Annotated in this window: 17 protein-coding genes and 3 pseudogenes; 6 read left to right on the top strand and 14 right to left on the bottom strand. The window is 38.4% G+C overall.

All coding sequences use genetic code 11. From position 1 onward, the window contains the following. From J7E63_RS15010 to J7E63_RS15000, 3 genes are all read right to left on the bottom strand, one after another. On the bottom strand, nucleotides 1-346 hold a 346-nt coding region (locus J7E63_RS15010; RefSeq protein WP_215013671.1), incomplete at its 3' end, for an aldo/keto reductase. Nucleotides 347-783: 437 nt separating this feature from the next. Beyond that, a complete protein-coding gene (locus J7E63_RS15005; RefSeq protein ID WP_215013663.1) occupies nucleotides 784-1506 on the bottom strand; it encodes an SDR family NAD(P)-dependent oxidoreductase in 723 nt (240 codons plus the stop codon). Nucleotides 1507-1623: 117 nt separating this feature from the next. Next, a complete protein-coding gene (locus tag J7E63_RS15000) occupies nucleotides 1624-2820 on the bottom strand; it encodes an MFS transporter (RefSeq protein ID WP_215013655.1) in 1197 nt (398 codons plus the stop codon). Nucleotides 2821-3411: 591 nt separating this feature from the next. Here J7E63_RS15000 and J7E63_RS14995 point away from each other — a divergent pair. Next, nucleotides 3412-3867 carry a MerR family transcriptional regulator gene (locus tag J7E63_RS14995; protein WP_214718041.1) on the top strand — a complete coding sequence of 152 codons (456 nt, stop codon included), beginning with the start codon at nucleotides 3412-3414 and terminating at the stop codon, nucleotides 3865-3867. Between the two features lie 405 nt (nucleotides 3868-4272). On the opposite strand, the gene J7E63_RS14990 is transcribed toward J7E63_RS14995, so the two are convergent. Together J7E63_RS14990 and J7E63_RS14985 are read right to left on the bottom strand one after the other, a co-directional pair. Next, nucleotides 4273-4419 carry a hypothetical protein gene (locus J7E63_RS14990; RefSeq protein ID WP_215013653.1) on the bottom strand — a complete coding sequence of 49 codons (147 nt, stop codon included), beginning with the start codon at nucleotides 4417-4419 and terminating at the stop codon, nucleotides 4273-4275. Further along, on the bottom strand, nucleotides 4419-4721 hold the full coding sequence (locus J7E63_RS14985; RefSeq protein ID WP_215013651.1) for a YncE family protein: 303 nt from the start codon (nucleotides 4719-4721) through the stop codon (nucleotides 4419-4421). Before J7E63_RS14985 ends, J7E63_RS14990 begins: the two co-directional genes overlap by 1 nt. A 73-nt stretch (nucleotides 4722-4794) precedes the next feature. On the opposite strand from J7E63_RS14985, the gene J7E63_RS14980 reads away from it, so the two are divergent. Continuing rightward, complete coding sequence (locus tag J7E63_RS14980) at nucleotides 4795-5025, top strand: YczF family membrane protein (protein ID WP_215013649.1); 231 nt, start codon at nucleotides 4795-4797, stop codon at nucleotides 5023-5025. Here the strand turns inward: J7E63_RS14980 and J7E63_RS14975 are convergent. From J7E63_RS14975 to J7E63_RS14955, 5 genes are all read right to left on the bottom strand, one after another. After that, complete coding sequence (locus tag J7E63_RS14975) at nucleotides 5022-6122, bottom strand: GerAB/ArcD/ProY family transporter (protein WP_214732434.1); 1101 nt, start codon at nucleotides 6120-6122, stop codon at nucleotides 5022-5024. The genes J7E63_RS14980 and J7E63_RS14975 overlap by 4 nt on opposite strands. A 241-nt stretch (nucleotides 6123-6363) precedes the next feature. Continuing rightward, a complete protein-coding gene (locus J7E63_RS14970) occupies nucleotides 6364-7467 on the bottom strand; it encodes a GerAB/ArcD/ProY family transporter (RefSeq protein ID WP_215013647.1) in 1104 nt (367 codons plus the stop codon). A gap of 36 nt (nucleotides 7468-7503) precedes the next feature. Next, entirely contained in the window at nucleotides 7504-8712 is a 1209-nt protein-coding gene (locus J7E63_RS14965; RefSeq protein ID WP_215013645.1) for a Ger(x)C family spore germination protein, read from the bottom strand. Then, complete coding sequence (locus J7E63_RS14960; protein ID WP_215013643.1) at nucleotides 8702-10348, bottom strand: spore germination protein; 1647 nt, start codon at nucleotides 10346-10348, stop codon at nucleotides 8702-8704. The genes J7E63_RS14965 and J7E63_RS14960 overlap by 11 nt, the downstream gene beginning before the upstream one ends. A 170-nt stretch (nucleotides 10349-10518) precedes the next feature. Beyond that, complete coding sequence (locus tag J7E63_RS14955; protein WP_215013641.1) at nucleotides 10519-10911, bottom strand: DUF4046 domain-containing protein; 393 nt, start codon at nucleotides 10909-10911, stop codon at nucleotides 10519-10521. Between the two features lie 41 nt (nucleotides 10912-10952). Between J7E63_RS14955 and J7E63_RS14950 the strand changes: the two are divergent. Further along, nucleotides 10953-11621 (top strand): annotated as a pseudogene (locus J7E63_RS14950) (MFS transporter); the annotation flags it as partial. Nucleotides 11622-11754: 133 nt separating this feature from the next. Here the strand turns inward: J7E63_RS14950 and J7E63_RS14945 are convergent. From J7E63_RS14945 to J7E63_RS14935, 3 genes are read right to left on the bottom strand one after another with little or no spacing between them, the layout of a single operon-like run. Then, nucleotides 11755-12819 carry a Ger(x)C family spore germination protein gene (locus tag J7E63_RS14945; protein WP_215013639.1) on the bottom strand — a complete coding sequence of 355 codons (1065 nt, stop codon included), beginning with the start codon at nucleotides 12817-12819 and terminating at the stop codon, nucleotides 11755-11757. After that, nucleotides 12816-13904, bottom strand: coding sequence for a GerAB/ArcD/ProY family transporter (locus tag J7E63_RS14940; RefSeq protein ID WP_215013637.1), 1089 nt, complete (start codon nucleotides 13902-13904; stop codon nucleotides 12816-12818). The genes J7E63_RS14945 and J7E63_RS14940 overlap by 4 nt, the downstream gene beginning before the upstream one ends. Before the next feature lie 17 nt (nucleotides 13905-13921). Continuing rightward, nucleotides 13922-15409: a spore germination protein gene (locus J7E63_RS14935; protein ID WP_215013673.1), complete on the bottom strand. Its 1488-nt coding sequence runs from the start codon at nucleotides 15407-15409 to the stop codon at nucleotides 13922-13924. 211 nt (nucleotides 15410-15620) lie between these two features. Between J7E63_RS14935 and J7E63_RS30165 the strand changes: the two genes are divergently transcribed. From J7E63_RS30165 to J7E63_RS14930, 3 genes and pseudogenes are all read left to right on the top strand, one after another. Continuing rightward, nucleotides 15621-15752, top strand: a complete 132-nt coding sequence (locus J7E63_RS30165) for a hypothetical protein (protein WP_285289938.1) — start codon at nucleotides 15621-15623, stop codon at nucleotides 15750-15752. Then, nucleotides 15697-15882 (top strand): annotated as a pseudogene (locus J7E63_RS29655) (multidrug ABC transporter permease); the annotation flags it as partial. The gene J7E63_RS30165 and the pseudogene J7E63_RS29655, both read left to right, overlap by 56 nt. Before the next feature lie 22 nt (nucleotides 15883-15904). After that, a pseudogene (locus J7E63_RS14930) lies at nucleotides 15905-16320 on the top strand (response regulator transcription factor); the annotation flags it as partial. Here J7E63_RS14930 and J7E63_RS14925 read toward each other — a convergent pair. After that, nucleotides 16312-16578, bottom strand: a 267-nt coding sequence (locus tag J7E63_RS14925) for a YncE family protein (protein WP_374193737.1), incomplete at its 5' end; no start/stop codon positions are given. The pseudogene J7E63_RS14930 and the gene J7E63_RS14925 overlap by 9 nt on opposite strands.

The following is a 16578-nucleotide window of genomic DNA, read 5'->3' as shown; positions in this document are numbered from 1 at the left end:
AACCGTATACATCACCAAAAGGCTGATGAATTAAATACAAATCCAAATAATCCACTTGTAATTTTTCTATTGATTTTGCAAATGCTTTTTTTGTATTCTCATAACCGGCATCCTGAATCCATACTTTCGTAGTAATGAATATTTCCTCTCTTGGCACACCACTCCGTTTGATTGCTCTGCCAACCGATTCTTCATTTAGATATGCAGCAGCCGTATCAATCAGACGATAGCCTGCCATAAGGGCATCATAAACAGCCTGTTCACATTCATTTGCATCTTCAATCAGATAAACACCAAAACCGAGAATAGGCATCTCCACACCATTGTTCAAAATTACTTTTTGCATATAAAATCCTCCTATATTCTTAAGCCTTAGAGTAACGAACCCATAGTTCAAGTTCATTTTTACACAATGTCTATTATTATTTTTTTAAAGTTACTGATCATATCTTAACTAGCAAGTTGTTTTGTTTTAGGATTGAACATGTAGCGACTCAGAACAATAGACGCTAAGCCCAATAGCAAGAATAATAATCCTCCTAATACGATATATTGCGTGCACATTCCTGATATTAATAATCCACCTACTGCTGTACCAATTGTTACCCCTAAGAAATTCTTTGTTAATCTTCTTTGTTTCCTATTATCTGAGTTCAGCAAGCACGAATACTCGCTGAACTACTTTTCAATTTTTACTGTTCATCACCAACAATTGTCATTCTTTGACGAACATAAGAACCATTTTCCAAAATATCAATTAGCGCACTAGCAAAATCAGCATAGCTAATATAATTTTATTTGTGTTGCTTCTTCTAATTTGGCTAGCAGTTGATTTTGCAAGTCAATATTTTCTACTCTTTCATCATAACGAGAAAGCTTCTTATGGTAGTAATAATTCCCTGAGCTCAAGGCATTTTTATCCTCACCACAAGCTAGCCAAACCTGTGAGGAATAGCCACCTTCAAGAGAATCATTTGCGCCTGCACCACCCATGCGAGTTGGCACCCAGCCAGGATCAACTGCATTGACAAGCACATCTGGCCATAAACGACTGACCGCTTTCATCAGTAATAACAAGGCTAATTTGGAACTTGAATAATCTGTTTCTTGTTCTAAATGATCAATGTTCAATCTAGAACCGCGATGCATGCCAGATGAGACATAAATAATCCGTTTAGGTTTCTCAATAAGGCTAGTTAAAAGATAAGGCGCTTCAATATTCACTGTGTAGGTTAAACGAGCATCTGTCGTGTAAACTCCTGCATTATGAATAATGACATCAAATCGACCGAATTGATTGACTTGTTTAGCCACTGAGAGAATTTCTTCTTTCTTTCCAAGGTCTCCAATGACCACCTGAGTAGCACCAGGATTTTCTTTTAAAGCCTCTTTTGCACGAGCTTCATTGCGTGCATGTAAAACTATTTCATTTCCTTGAGCAATTAGCTCTTTTGCTGCCAATGCACCAAGACCTGTTGATGATCCTGAAATGAAAATTTTTGCCATTTTCATTCACCTCCAAACTTATTTTTCATCAAATTTTCCTGTTTCAACAAATCCAGCAAATTATCGATGAAGCCCCCCACCTCCCTTCAGGACTCTGCTGCTCATTCATGCCTTTAATCAAGTCGCGTCGGACAGGCGGGTTCGTAAAGCGGCCCAGATGATGAGGCCAGCGAGGGTAATGGCCAGGGCAGCGACCATGATCGCGGTCCAACCGCCGAACGCCCAGAGAGGGCCTGCGATAACCGATCCGATCGCACCTCCGAGAAAGTTACTCACTACGATAGCCGTGTTCAGACGGCTTCGTGCAGAACCAGGAAGAGCGAGGAGACGGGTCTGTCCCAAAACAAGGTTGGTCTGCGTAGCGATATCTAAGACAATAACAACGATAATCAGTCCAATGATTGAACTTTTCAAGACCCAAGCCGCAATCAGTGACAATGCGAGTAACGCTAAGGCGCCTCCTGCAGCAGGAACGGACCACCCACGGTCGTGCAACACACCTGCACGCCTTGCAGCGAGTGCACCAGCCAAGCCAGCAAGTCCCAAGAGCCCTATCTTACCTGCCGAGTAGGAGAATGGCTCCGCTGTTAGCAGATAAGTTAGTGATGTCCAAAACAGCGAGAACACGGCGAAGTTCGCTGCGGAAATGACCAACGTCGGGGGCACTGCACGATGACGTGCCACGGTGGTGAACACTGATCCTAAAAGACGTGGGTAGGAAATATGTTCGCGTGGTTCGAGTCGCGGAATGATTTTGTACAGTATGACAGCAAGAATAATTGCGACACCTGCTGCAATTTCATATATCGCCCTCCACCCGAGAAGATCGGCTACTAAGCCGCTAATAGTGCGTGAAAGCAGAATACCGATTAGAGCTCCCGAAGCGACCGTGCTAACTACTCGTCCACGTCGCTCAGGCTCAGCTAGTTCACTGGCCAATGGAGTCAAAAGCTGTGCAGAGACGGTGGTCAATCCTAAGCCGCCGAGCGCTGCCAGGAGGACTGAAAACGTCGGTGCTATAGCGGAGACGATAAGCATCACTGCTGATAGACTCAGAATCAGCGGTATTAGCCGACGTAAATTAAGAACATCGCCTAGTGGCACTAGGAGGAATATTCCGAGCGCGTATCCAAACTGGGTGACGGTCACCAGCATCGCAGCGGTCGATGATGAGACACCGAGAGACGAGGCGATAATTTGGAACAGTGGCTGAGACAAATATAAATTCCCGACGGCCAGTCCCGCGGCAATCGCGAAGATGACTGTTTTCACCGGTGTCATCCGGCGGTCGGAGTTGGTGGATATTTTGGACATGCTGAAACCTCCTAATAATCTAACGATTGTGACAGGCTCGTTAAAATACTGTCGCAACTGTTTATTTAACTTTCTTAAAATATTTCTTTAAGGTGCTTTCCTTATAAATTGTTTTTACATTAAACGACTAATCATAGGAATTTTATAAATTAAGCCTTAAGCAAGTATAACTATATTACCCTCGAGTTACACGAAGTCAATAGTTTAAAATTACTTTTTTGTTCTGTATTTATGGGTTTACAATCTTGAGAACTTAAAGTATTATCACTTTATCACCTTCGTGTTACACGAGGTCAATAGTTTCAATCACTTTTTATTACCCTCCTTTGTAATTCTCTATTTAAATTCTTTTGAAAGATCCCTTAACCTACATGATTTATTATGGGATTAATTACAGAACAGAACCTTGAACATTTGTAACTATACAACATTCGAGTTACACAAAGTCAATAATTTAAAATTCTTTTTTTTGTTCAGCATATAGGATTTACAATCGTAAGAATTTAAAGTATTATCACCTTACTATCTTCGTGTTACACGAAGTCAAATGTTTAATATTATATAATTCATTGAAATATAGGGAGGGCTAACATGTACACTGTAAAAGAAGTTGCCAAATTACTTGATTTAACTCAACACACTGTTCGCTTTTACACTGATAAGGGATTAGTTCCAAGTTTACAACGTGATAAAAATAATAATCGAATTTTTAATGACGACTCTATACAATGGCTTTCAGGAGCAAAAAAATTAAAAAAATGTGGTATGTCAGTGGAGGACATCAAAAAATATGTAGACCTGTGTTTGGAAGGCGGTTCTACTATTCAGGAACGTTATGAAATAATATTAAAGCAAAAAGAATTGGTTCTAGCTCAATTAGAAGAAATTAAATCAATGGCAGAATATATTACTAATAAAGAACAACACTATCGTGACATTATAAATGAAGTAATCCCGGATGATACCAACCCTTCCAATTGGCAAAATGATAAAAATGTCAATTCATCCTGTCCCTTGGCAAAAGATAAAATGCCGATTGCTCATTAGTTATTGCTAATACTAATGATACTGCTAGTCGATGTTCCTTATCGGGACATCGACTTTTTAACTTTGTGAGGAAATACACTTAAACTAACCTGCATCCGATAGTTTAAGTACAATCCTTCACAATCTCATCTATATTTTAATATGAATATCCAGTTTTCTGTAAAGGTATTGCTCAATTAAATGGCCCGATACACTAAAAAGACGCGTTCCTCAATAAACGCGCCCGATTATGGAAGATCATTTAAGTTGTCTTATTGAAGATAAGCACCCGTTAGCGAAACAAGAGATGCCAATCATTTCTTGTTAATTTTCACCCAAGCTCAACAAAATTAAGAAGCAGTAACTTCTCCGGCGACTCAAATCCTCATACAAAGGAGAGGAATACAATTTCATACAATTATTTAATTATTTTTGTTCCTTTGTTATCCTTCTTTTAAAAAGTTCTACAATGTTAATTGGGATTTTGATCTTTTTAGCTATATTTAAACTTGTTTCTTTAGGATTGTTTTGTAACTCATTTCGAATGATTGAAAGTAACTCATTTTTAGTCACTACTTTCTTCCTCCCCTAGATAAAATTGCGATACTGACAGGAGAGTCTCCCGCTGGAAGCACCTTAATTACTTTATTCTTTTTCGTATCAATAACAGATATGGTATCATCATCGAAATTTGTAACAACGGCGATTTTTCCGTCAGGAGTTATGTCGATTTCGACGGGTTCTTCTCCTACTTGAATCTTCTTGGTGACTTTATTACCTAACCAATGCGCCACCCAAAGATGTTCCAACGGAATAAATGAAATATCCACGTCTATGATGTAGGAGGAACCACTTTTTGCAGCAACTTCGTTCATACGAATTTTTTACTAAAAGATTCCCTTGTAACAAATACTATCTTTACACCATGACAAATAAGGGAGAAAAACCATGAAAGTATTCGGAGTATTTGTATTTATTCTTTTATTAGTCATTTCATTAAGTGTATTAATGGACATTCTCTTAGGCTTTAAGCTCTCTCATGCATTATTGCATTTACTCAACCCGTTTTGGGTAATAGAACCTGGAGAATATGTAATGATAGCATTTCTTTTATTGATTACAATTGGTCAGCAAATCGCGATTATCATAAAAAATAACAAACAAAAGGGTTCTAGTTAGCTTTTCTTCTTAAAACGTTTGCGAATGATGGAAACAAACAACATGAACAACGGAATAATCATAAGAAAAGGAATGTGAAGATAATAGCCTGTAATAACCAAGCCTTCTTCCATATGTTCGGCAAAATCTGAGGCAATCACCGTTGACAAATAAATGAGAATAACCCCAACTGGTAAAACCATTTGTTGATGATTTTTTAACTTGAACAAGTCGACCATTCCGATTACCGCGGCATAAAAAAAGATGGCGATTTTAAAAAACATCGTAATCAGAAAGGTAAACACAACAATAGCATCGAGTCGTTGTAAAAACTCCATAAGATTGACCTTTCCGATGGTTGATAACAAAGGAAACGTTGATCTTTCCACTTCTTCCATACTAAGAACGGCGATATTTAGACTTGCTGTATAACTTAAGATAACCCCGCTTGAAATCAAGGCAGATAGCCACACTTTTTTTACTGATCCAGGTCGATTTAAATAGGGAAGCAGCATCGTAAAGACAATCATTTCTCCAAAAGGGAAAGAGATAATCAACGGAAAGGCTGCCTTTAAGATTGGTTTCCATCCGTTTTCAAGAAATGGCTGTAAATTATGAATATCGATATTGCCTGAAACAAAGACCAAAAAATTTCCTGCTACCCCAAACAAGAGTAAAATGACAATAAATACTTCTGCTGTTCTCCCTACAACTTCAATCCCTAGATAAAGTACATAACAAATGGCAAGAACCATTAAGATATTGATTGCCAATAACGGTGTTGCTGACATAGTCGATGAAAGCAGCAAATCACCGAACTCACGCAGATTTCGGGCAGCAATGTATAAAAAGTATAGAATGTATAACAAGCCAATGATCCACCCCAGATATTTACCAAATATTTTTCTAGCGTATCCGGTCAACGGCAAGTTGGGATATTGGCGAAATAAAGAGTAGTGAATGAAAAATAAGACAATTCCTCCACCCAATCCTAAAAGAATCGTAAGCCAGGCATCTTTTTTGGCACCTATTCCATAACTTATGACCAGTGAAGTCCCCAATTCAAACATAAACATCATGGCGAATAGTTGAATGCCACTAATTTTTGCCTTCTCCATCGGCTTAGAAGACCTCCCTTCGTTACTTGTCATGACTGGGTGCATTTATTTTTCTAATATGTTCTTGTCTGCATACATGTTTGGTAGATAAACGCTTGTACCTCTACTCTAATCATTCATCATATCCTACTTCCTATTTTTAATCCTTTTAAGAACGGAGGGGTAGGTTATGGTGAAAAAATTTAAAACACTTGTACATATCATGATCACCATAAAAATAGCGCTACTAAACAAAATGGGTCTAGTTAGCTTTATGTTTGAAACGGTTGCGAATCATGGCAACAACCAGCATGAACAACGGCATGATCACCATGATAAGCGGAAAAAAGTAATATTGTGCCGTTTTTTGCCCTTCTTCAATATGTTCCGCAAAATTTGAGGCAATCGCCATTGATAAAAAGATGAGAATAATCCCGGCTGGTAAAACAATTTGTTGATGATTTTTTAAATTGAACAAATCGACTATTCCGATTACTGCGCCATAAAAAAGAATGGATATTTTGAAAAACATATTAATCAAAAGAGTAAAGACAACAAGAGCATCAAGCCGTTGTAAAAACTCCATAAGATTGACCTTCCCTATTGTTGATAACAAAGGAAAAGTAGATCTCTCTACTTCTTCAACACTAAGAACGGCGATATTTAAACTTGTTGTATAACTTAAGATAAGACCGCTTGAAATTACGGCAGACAGCCAAACTTTTTTAGCTACTTCGGGCCGATTTAAATAAGGAAGCAGCATGGTGAAGACAATCATTTCTCCAAAAGGGAAAAAAGTAGTTAAAGGAAATGCTGTCGTTAGGATTGGTTTCCATCCATTTTCAAGAAACGGCTGCAAATTATGGATTTCGACATTACCTGAAAAATAGACTAAAAGATTTCCTGTGAAGCCTATAACGATCATAATAATAAAAAATACTTCTGCTGTCCTGGCTACTACTTCAATCCCTAGATAAAGTACATAACAAATGGCAAGAACCAACAAGATATTAATCGCCAATAACGGTGTTTCTGTCAATGTTGATGAAAGTAGCAAATCACCGAAATCACGCAAATCTCGGGCCGCATCGTACAAAAGGAATACGACGTATAATAGACCAATTATCCACCCAACGTATTTGCCAAATATTTTCCTGGCATATCCAGTCAACGGCAGGTTCGGATATTGACGAAATAAAAAGTAGTAAATAAAAAATAAGACAATTCCACCACACAACCCTAAAAGAATCGCGAGCCAGGCATCTTTTTTAGCAGTTATTCCATAACTTACGACAAGCGCGCTTCCAAGTTCAAACAAAAACATCATGGCAAATAGTTGAAAGGCACTAACTTTTGCTTTCTCCATTGTCTGGAACCCCCCTTTCGTTTTGATTTTGCCCCCTTATTTTATATATGGTTTTGTTCGTAAGCCTGATCGTCGAATAAACGCGTGTACGTTTACGTTGACTTCTGTCTCAGGAAAGATTTCATCATCCCATTTTTTATTGATCTTCTTCCACAATTTTGGGTTCTCACGGTTGATATATTCGCTAAAACGAAAAATATCGGTTTTTTGTTTTTTGGCATCTTTTAAGGCCATCATTACTTCGTCTTTTATTTCCTTCTCCATCTGGTTTTCAAGTTTTTCAATGGTTTCATGTTTACCGAGATCGATTGGACAATGGACTTCTGAGATGTGGCCTTCTGATCGAACTGTAATCTGAATAACGGGTTTTTTGTTTTTTATTTCCGTTTTAATTTTTGTTTTGGAGCGCATAACGTCCACTGCAATCCCCTTTTTTTTCTTTTCACAATTAAGGTCTACAATGGTTTTTTTCAACTCATTATTAATCCATGTAGCACCACGGGCAGCATCTTCATCCAACCATTTTTTGAGTCTACCCTTTTTAAAAATAGCAAGTCCTCTTATTTCCATCGTTGTCTTTGGAGATATTTGTTGAACGTTTGTTAACTTGTTCCCTTCTTTTGGATCACCGGTAATCTGAACCCCCGATAAATTTGCCCCTTCTCCTCCTAATTGTTGAATAACTTGATCGGCACGGGTACTTGCATACTCTCCCCAGATTTTTGTGGTGGATTCCAAGCCACCAATAATTTTAGCAGAAGGAACGTCCTCTAAAGGAGTCGTGATTTGGAGAAGAGTCTTTGCTGTATTATCTCTTACAATTAAAATGGGAAAAAGAGTACGAAATTTCGAATCACGTTCAATCCAATCAAACAAATCTTGAATCCCTTTTTTTCTCGCTAGCTCCTCTCCAATCACCATTAATTGGACATGAGGAAAAAAAAGTTCCTGGGGTGACTTTGGCGCAATTTTTCGGAGCGCCTCCGCAACAGTGCTTCCTGTAGCCGAATAGGTCGTAACAGGAGCCACTTGGGCTTTCCCTCCTTGCCCTGCTGCACTAGCTATTTGTCCTTCATTTATAACTTGTACCGTAACGCGATATCTGTTTTCCAAATTATCGCCGCCTTCATCAATGCCAATAGCGTTTACTATGTCAAGATCTTGTAATTCGGCACGATCCCAACATCCTGACAGTAATACGGTAGATAAAATCATACAGAGAATGATGAATGGTTTAAGTTTCATTAGAATCCCTCTTCGACTCGTTATCCTTTATTTGACCTTCTCTTGGTGACGGGCCTAGATTCTGAGTATTCCCTGTCCTCTTTATTTTCGTTTGGTTAATCAATCGAGGACGTTTTGACAAAAACGGCTTTGGAAAGCGAATGATGGTATCTTTCCAATCAGCAAAAATGATGGGAGCAAAAGGAACCAAATAAGGAATACCAAAAGAGCGAATGCTACAAGTGTGTGCGACTAAAACAATGACTCCGAGTCCAATTCCGTAAAGCCCGAAAGAAGCTGCCAACATCATCATGACAAATCGAAGTATACGTGTCGCATCCGTCATCGCAGCATGGGGCATGGTAAAACTGGCGATTGCCGTCCCTGCCACCACAATCACCATTGAACTTGAAACAATTCCTGCCGCAACAGCTGCTTGTCCCAATACAAGTGCGCCAACGATTGAAACAGCCTGTCCAATCGGACGTGGCATCCGAACGCCGGCTTCCCGCAAAACTTCAAATGTAATTTCCATTAACAAAGCCTCTATAAATACCGGAAATGGAATTCCGTGCCGCTGTGCTGACAGACTAACTAATAAAGGCGTTGGAATCAATTCCGGGTGAAACGTAAGAAACGCAATAAAAAGGGACGGTCCAAGAAGGGTTATTAAGAATGAAACAACTCTTAGAAGTCTCAAAAAACTGGCCATTTGCCAACGCGTATAATAATCTTCAGCCGTTTGAAAAAACTGATTCCATGTCGCTGGTAAAATTAAAGGAATCGGTGTCCCATTAACAAAAATAGCGACACGTCCCTCCAGTAAATTTCCGGCTACCACATCTGGACGCTCTGTTGTAAATATGGTTGGCCAAGGTGTCCATATGTCATCGTTAATCCATTCTTCGATTGTATTGGAACCAGTAATTTCATCTACTTCTATTTTATCCAGCCGTTCTTTTACTTCGGTAAGAAGTTTGTCATTGACAATTCCTTTTACATACATAATGGCTACATCTGTTTGTGTGATCTTCCCTAGCTGCATGGTTTCAACCCATAGATTAGGGCTTTTAATTCTGCGGCGAACCATGGCTGTATTGGTAATAAGCGCCTCAACAAAGCTCTCTTTAGGACCTCGGACAGCAGGTTCTGTCGTAGGTTCTGTAATGGCTCTTAAATCTCCGCCTTCTGCCGCACAGCTAATGACTTGATTCCAGCCATCAATCAAAAGAATGGATTGTCCAGATAAGATGGAAAGCAACATCTTGTTCCAGTCCGTTATGTCCTCAACTGTCCCAACTGTTAAGATATTCTCTTTAATGTATGTAAATAATTGGCTCGGTGATTGGGGATCAACACTTTCAGTATTGTTACCGTTACCCATTAGTCTTTCTATGATAGCACTGCCAATGATATCTTTATCTGCTAACCCATTTATATAAATAAGCGCAACTTTATGCAGGGAAGGTTTTCCCATTTTAAATTCACGGATACCTAGGTCACCGCTGTTCCCTAAAGCTTCCTTAATATTTTTAAGGTTTTCATCTAAGTGTTCACTAAGTTCCTGTTTGTTTGAGGGTATTTTTGTTTCCTCATACTGCAGTGTCTGCTTTCTTTTTTTCCGCTTTTTTATTAACCGATTCCATGCACTGTTCATTTTCTTATACACTCCAAGTTTATAGTGTTACCGAAAGAAGTGTTCGATGTGTTCCCTAGTTATTTAGCCTATCTATTTTCCAGTTTTTTAACCGTTTAAGATATCCTTGCATACTTAAGGGATTTCTAATATGGTCTCTCATTCCTCGAATCGATTCCATACCCCTTTATTCAGTTGTTTATTGATGTTAAATGGTTATGAATGTTTTGTTCTCTTATCCATTGTTTCACCTTAAACATTCGAAGGTCGAAGGCTATTTGCAATAATCCAGTCAGTCGATATTGGAAGAAATCATTTTTTTTGAGTTTCATAAGAGCTTCTTCATAAGAAGAAAAGCCGAGCTTTTGAAAAAGAAACCAATCTAACGTCTGTTTGATGTTCTCGGAATTCTTCCAATAATTCAGTGGAACGTTAGCCAATTCCCATGGTTGAAAATGATCGGGATACACAGCATTAATGACTTGATAAGGCGAATCACCAAAAGAACCGAAAATACCAGTAAGTCCATGTTCTTTAAAAAAACGATGGTTGATTCGTAAAGGGATTTCATGATGAGTCATCATACATTTTCCTTCAATCATATATCGAACGACCTCAATCGCCCGCCTTGTTCATAGTTTATATCAGCAAGGATTCCAAAGCTTTCATTGGCATTTCATTTTTCCAAAACAAGCGTTTTATCTCTTTGTTAGCAATCGCTTTTGTTATTTACTCAGTGCAATTAGCGTATATTTTCTTGTTTCCTTTTCTCCTTGAAAAGCTTTATAATTTGAATCTTGATACCATTTCGTTATTACTAATCCTGGCTTATGTCTTAGCCGCCACTGTTGGGGCACTTTCTGGAAAAATTGCTAGAGTATTAGGAACCAGGCAATGTATCACTATTGCAATGGCTGGTATTACCACCAGTCTATTGGTAGGCGGATTTTTTATACAAAGTTCTGTGATTGTGTTCGTAATTTCCATGATTTTATTCTCTAGTTCGTTTGCGTTTATGTATGCTCCGATGATTGATTCATGCATTAGTACTATTGCGAAAGAAAACTCGGGAACAGCGGTCGGATTTTATAATTTGATTCTTAATGTAGCTGCTTCCATTGGTATAGCCTATACAGCAGCAATGATGGATCACTCATCAATGAGAGGAAATATCCTTGAATATCTATATAATTCGGACGCTTCCTTATATAGTAATATTTTATTGGTTCTTTCACTCATTACTGTTTTCAGCGCATTCCTGTATTGGGTTTTAGTGGGGCGATTTTCCAAATAAATGTTTAAAATGTGATCTAAAACCTTATATTAAATGAAAAGGAGATACTTTTAACAAAGTGTCTCCTTTTCAGATTCAGCAGAGAATGGTATGAAGCAATATATTTTCTAAAATGGTTAAGTGAATATCAAAATTATTCTATGACCCCAGATTCCGTAATGGCTACATCTGCATGGACATTTACTTTTAGATTTTGATAGTCAGTTGCCCACTGTTTAAAATTGAATTGCCTAGTGTTGCTTTTTACAAAATGCCCATATCCTACTGGATCAATATTTTTTTCCTGAAACCCTTTTGTTAATTTTTTACATTCAACTTCAATTTTCTTTTGTAGTTTCTTTTCGATTTCTTTAATTTCCTTTGGTGTAGCACGGTTGCCGGAGTATTCATTTAAGATAGCTTTAATCTTAAGCTGCACATTTACTGTAACGGGATCTCTGGATACAAGCCGCATTTTGTATTTTGAACGGATGCTTTCAATGGCTGCCAAATCTTTGCCCATGTTCACCTTTAAGGTTCCTTGACTATATTTGTCAACCAGCAGCTTGAAATAGAACATTTTCTCAGCTGGAATGGTTTCCACGACTTTTCCATACCGAAAAAAGCTGATTCCGCTTATTTCAATCTGATCCTTTCCAATTTTTCTTAACTGCGGGAGATAAGGTGTTTTCCCCAATTGATTAAAATCAAATAAAAAACGCTGAAGGTTTGTTTTGGGCACATCTTTTGTTTTCATATTATGGCGAATGAGATTGGATAAATAAACGGCATTTCCTCTTTTTCCAAACTGACCTTCAACAAAATCCTTTGCTTCACCCTCTGTTACAGCGAGGTAAAGGCCGGCACCTACGCTGGGATCCCGTTGAAACGAATCAATGAGGTCTAAAATTCCTTTTTTTCTCGCAAGCCGTTCACCAAAAAGGACTACTTTAAGACTTCCTGTCACGATCGGATCTGAAGATTGACGCTGCACATCTCTTAAAAAATCTCTGCTTAACATAGAAGAGGCCGTAAAGGTTTTATTTTCAACGGCTTTATCTGGCAAATAGATAGGTATTAATGCCGTTCCGCGTATCTTATCACCAACATAATCATAAGCGCTTCCCGTTTCGAGATTAACATCATCTAAGATCTCCTTTTGTACACACCCTACAAGAACTGTGGTTAAAATTAGTAGGGATATCATGATACTTTTCATTTTTTCTTCACCTTCTTCACAATAAGAATCAGAAAAAAGAGTAATGGGATGTACCCGTAGTTAATCAAAAAAGCAATTTTTCCTGTATAGTCGGTCAAGGTGTGAATTTGTTGCCGGGTCTTTAAAAAATTAATGGTGATTAACACGACCATTGCTAATATAAGGACACCATATTTTTGCTTCATGTTGGTCACCCTTTTTACAATGCGGCTGGCACACCATAGGGCAATACAGAAATTGGGGAGAATGATGATATTCCAATTGGCGATGCCAATGTATTCAAATCTCTCCACAAAAGGCATTTCCACTATTTTCCATATTGTCAACGTTGCCCAGACATTCTTTTGCAGCTGTCCCTCTGAAAAATAGGCAAAGGTTACAATGGTAAGAAACGTATAAAGAAAAGTGGTAAAAAGGACACCCAGATGAGCCCATTTTTTTGATTTTTGTGGTTCTTTAATAAACGGGTAAATAAACAATAGTATCTCATAGCCGAGATAAGTAAGCGACATTTGATAAGATGCCATAACCAGATCCCTAATCGAGTGATCAAAGATTGGAAGTAAATTTCTTAAATCAGCATAAGGGATGGTAAAGAAAAAAGTGAATATTAGATAGGCTGGAAGAACAACTCCAAAGAATGCCACTCCAGTTACGGTTCTAAACCCTCCGAAAATAATATAGATAGCTAAACTACAAAAAGCCAAGGAATACCAAAAAGTACTCATATCCTGAAACATCCACACTTGTACGACCTCAATAAAGGTCCTAAGCACCGAGACACAGATAAGTAAAAAATATAACACAAATGGCAGAGATAGGAGTTTGCCCATTTTCTTTCCAAATACGAAAGTATGAGCTGATACAATATCCCCATTGGCTGTTTCAGCGATTTTGTAAATCATCCATAGAATGATATGGACGCTTAAACCAGCAATAACTACCGATATCCATGCATCATATCCTGCGGTCTGAGCGATAATGCGCTGATAGCCAAGGACACCTATGCCAAACTGCATAGTGTGGACTAGAAAAAAAACTAAAAAAGGCGATATTTTTGCTTTTTCAGGCACTAATTTTTCCATATCCCAACACCCGCCTCCTATTCATCAATATCTCTTTTCTCCTTTTTTTCATTAAGAGAAAAACGAACAGGATTTTGTGTCCGTAAATCTTGTGGCCTTTTGGATTGTTTGCTGAACGGAAGCCTAATAAGCGAATCCTTCAAATCCGCCATTCTAGGAGGATAGATTGGTTCTAAAAAAGGCCTGTTAAGGGAAGTAAGCCTTATTACGTGTGTCATTAACAGACAAAAACAAAAAACGATTCCAAGCAGCCCCCACAATTCTGCAAAAAACAAGAAAGGAAAGCGCAGTAACCGAATGGCGTTGCCCATTTTATAAACAGGTGTCGTAAAAGATGCTAATGCTGCCAGCGCCACGATGATTAGGAGGACGTTACTTGTCAGTCCGGCTTCAACAGAGGCCGTTCCGATAACGATACCGCCCACGATACCAATCGTCTGGCCAACCTTAGTAGGAAGACGCGCTCCCGCTTCCCGAAGCAGTTCAATCGTCAGTTCCAAAAAAAGTGCTTCCAGAATGGGCGGGAGCGGTATTTCCCGGCGGGAGGTAACCAAAGTGTTCATTAAATCCTTTGGTATCAGTTCGTAATGGTAGGATAAGGTCGCTACATATACAGGCGTTATTAAAATTGAAAAGGCAACGGCGAAAAGCCGGATCAGCCGGAAAAAAGAGGATAACATCCAATTTAAGAAATAATCCTCAAAGGAACTGAAGAATTCAACCAGTGTTGTTGGCGCAATCAATGCTTGCGGTGACCCATCAACAAGGATAGCAATTTTCCCTTCTGCCAGAATGGCTGTCACCCTGTCTGGACGCTCCGTATCCAGAAGTTGGGGAAAAGGGGAATTTTTATTATCAGATATGATTTGGACGATATAGGAACTATCCGTAATAGCATCAAATTCGATACCTTTTATCCGTTCCCTAATGGTTTTGACATTGGTGGGATCGGCAATGCCATCAATGTGCAAAACGGATATTTTCGTTTTAGAAAGAGAACCCACTGTAAAATCTTCAATAATAAGTTCTTTCACGGGGAGCCTTTTACGAATGAGGTTGATATTTTGCTCTACTGATTCGACAAAAGCTTCCTTCGGGCCTATTACACTAAATTCAACCTCCGGCGTTGTAATGCCGCGGACAAGCTCTTTTTGGGCGGCCAAAAACGCAAAGTTTTTTTTGTCTGAATCATGTGTTAATAGTACATATCCATTAAACAATTTCTGTTCGATTACGCTTGGATCGTTGCTAATTTGCACGTCAGCTATCGCTATAAGTTTCTTTACATCTTCGATTGTTTCGAAGGGTTTCTCTAGTAAATAAGGAAGGGCATTCTCCTGCAAAATGCTTTCGTCAATTAGCGTAGCAATAAAGGAAAAAGAAAACTGAGTGTTTGTTGGTTGATTGATATAATAAACCTGTTTAAAATCGTTTGAGCGTTTGAGATATTGTTCGAGTGATTCTTTTTCATCTGTTTGTCCCTGTTTTTTTGTAAACCAGCCCATTATCGTTTTCACCGCCGTATTCAGCATTGTATTTATTATTTCCAATGCTGGAAGGATTATGAATTACAATTAGTAGTCACAGAAAACTCACTTTGAGCACTATGAACCTTTGTTGTTCATATTCAATTCATATATTCTTTGTATAATCATGTTTGTAATAAGGAATGGGATATGTTAATTACCGACAAAGATAGAAAGGATGTAAATTAATATGTCAGAAGTGAAGCAACAAAAAGGCTGGGGTCAATTTATTCAATTGGTGCTACGAACAAAACCATCAAAGCTTTTTAATGAAGGGAAGAACGACCCTCATTATCGCCCATCGTTTATCAACTGTCATTGATTCTGATCAAATTATCTTTTTCGAAAAAGGAAAAATTACCGGAAGTGGTACACACGAACAACTTCTACAAACTCACTCTTTGTATCGTGAATTTGCCGAGCAACAATTACGATTAATAGAACCTGCGTAATAACTCGGAAGGATGAGGATGAATGACGAAAATAATAATTGTCGATGATGACTGCTATATTCGAGAACTTGTCCTCCTTTTTTTAAAAAAGGAGGGATTCGAGCTTTATGAGGCTTCTGATGGTATAAAGGCATTGCAATTGATGGAAAAAATAAAGGTAGATTTAGCAATCATTGATATTATGATGCCAAACATGGATGGCTGGGAATTATGTCGAGAGCTTCGGGAGTTCAGTGATATTCCGATCTTAATGTTAACCGCCAAAGGAGAAACAGCGCAAAAGGTGAAGGGGTTTGATCTCGGGGCGGATGATTATCTTGTTAAACCATTTGACCCGATTGAGTTAGCCGCACGAGTAAAATATTAAAACGGTATAAAATAACCGTTTCACAAACAATCAATATTGATGAATTTAAGTTAAATCGGAAATCACATGAAATTTCTTTTAAAGGGTGGAATCACGGTATTCGTTGCTCCACTAATTACGGAAACGTCGTTGCTTACAGTATTTGCTACATAAATAAGGTTGGTAGATGTATTAACCCCTACTCCCAGTGGAATAGTCCCAACCGCAATAGTAGTAATCACGGTATTCGTTACTCCATTTATAACAGAAACATCATTACTACCAGCATTCGATACATAAATTTGATTGATAGATGTAGATCCTGTTGGCCCTGTTGGCCCCGTTGGTCC

This window comes from Bacillus sp. ISL-75 (assembly GCF_018613095.1).
The sequence above is the reverse complement of the archived record's forward strand: the minus strand, read 5'-3'. Positions and strand labels throughout refer to the sequence as shown.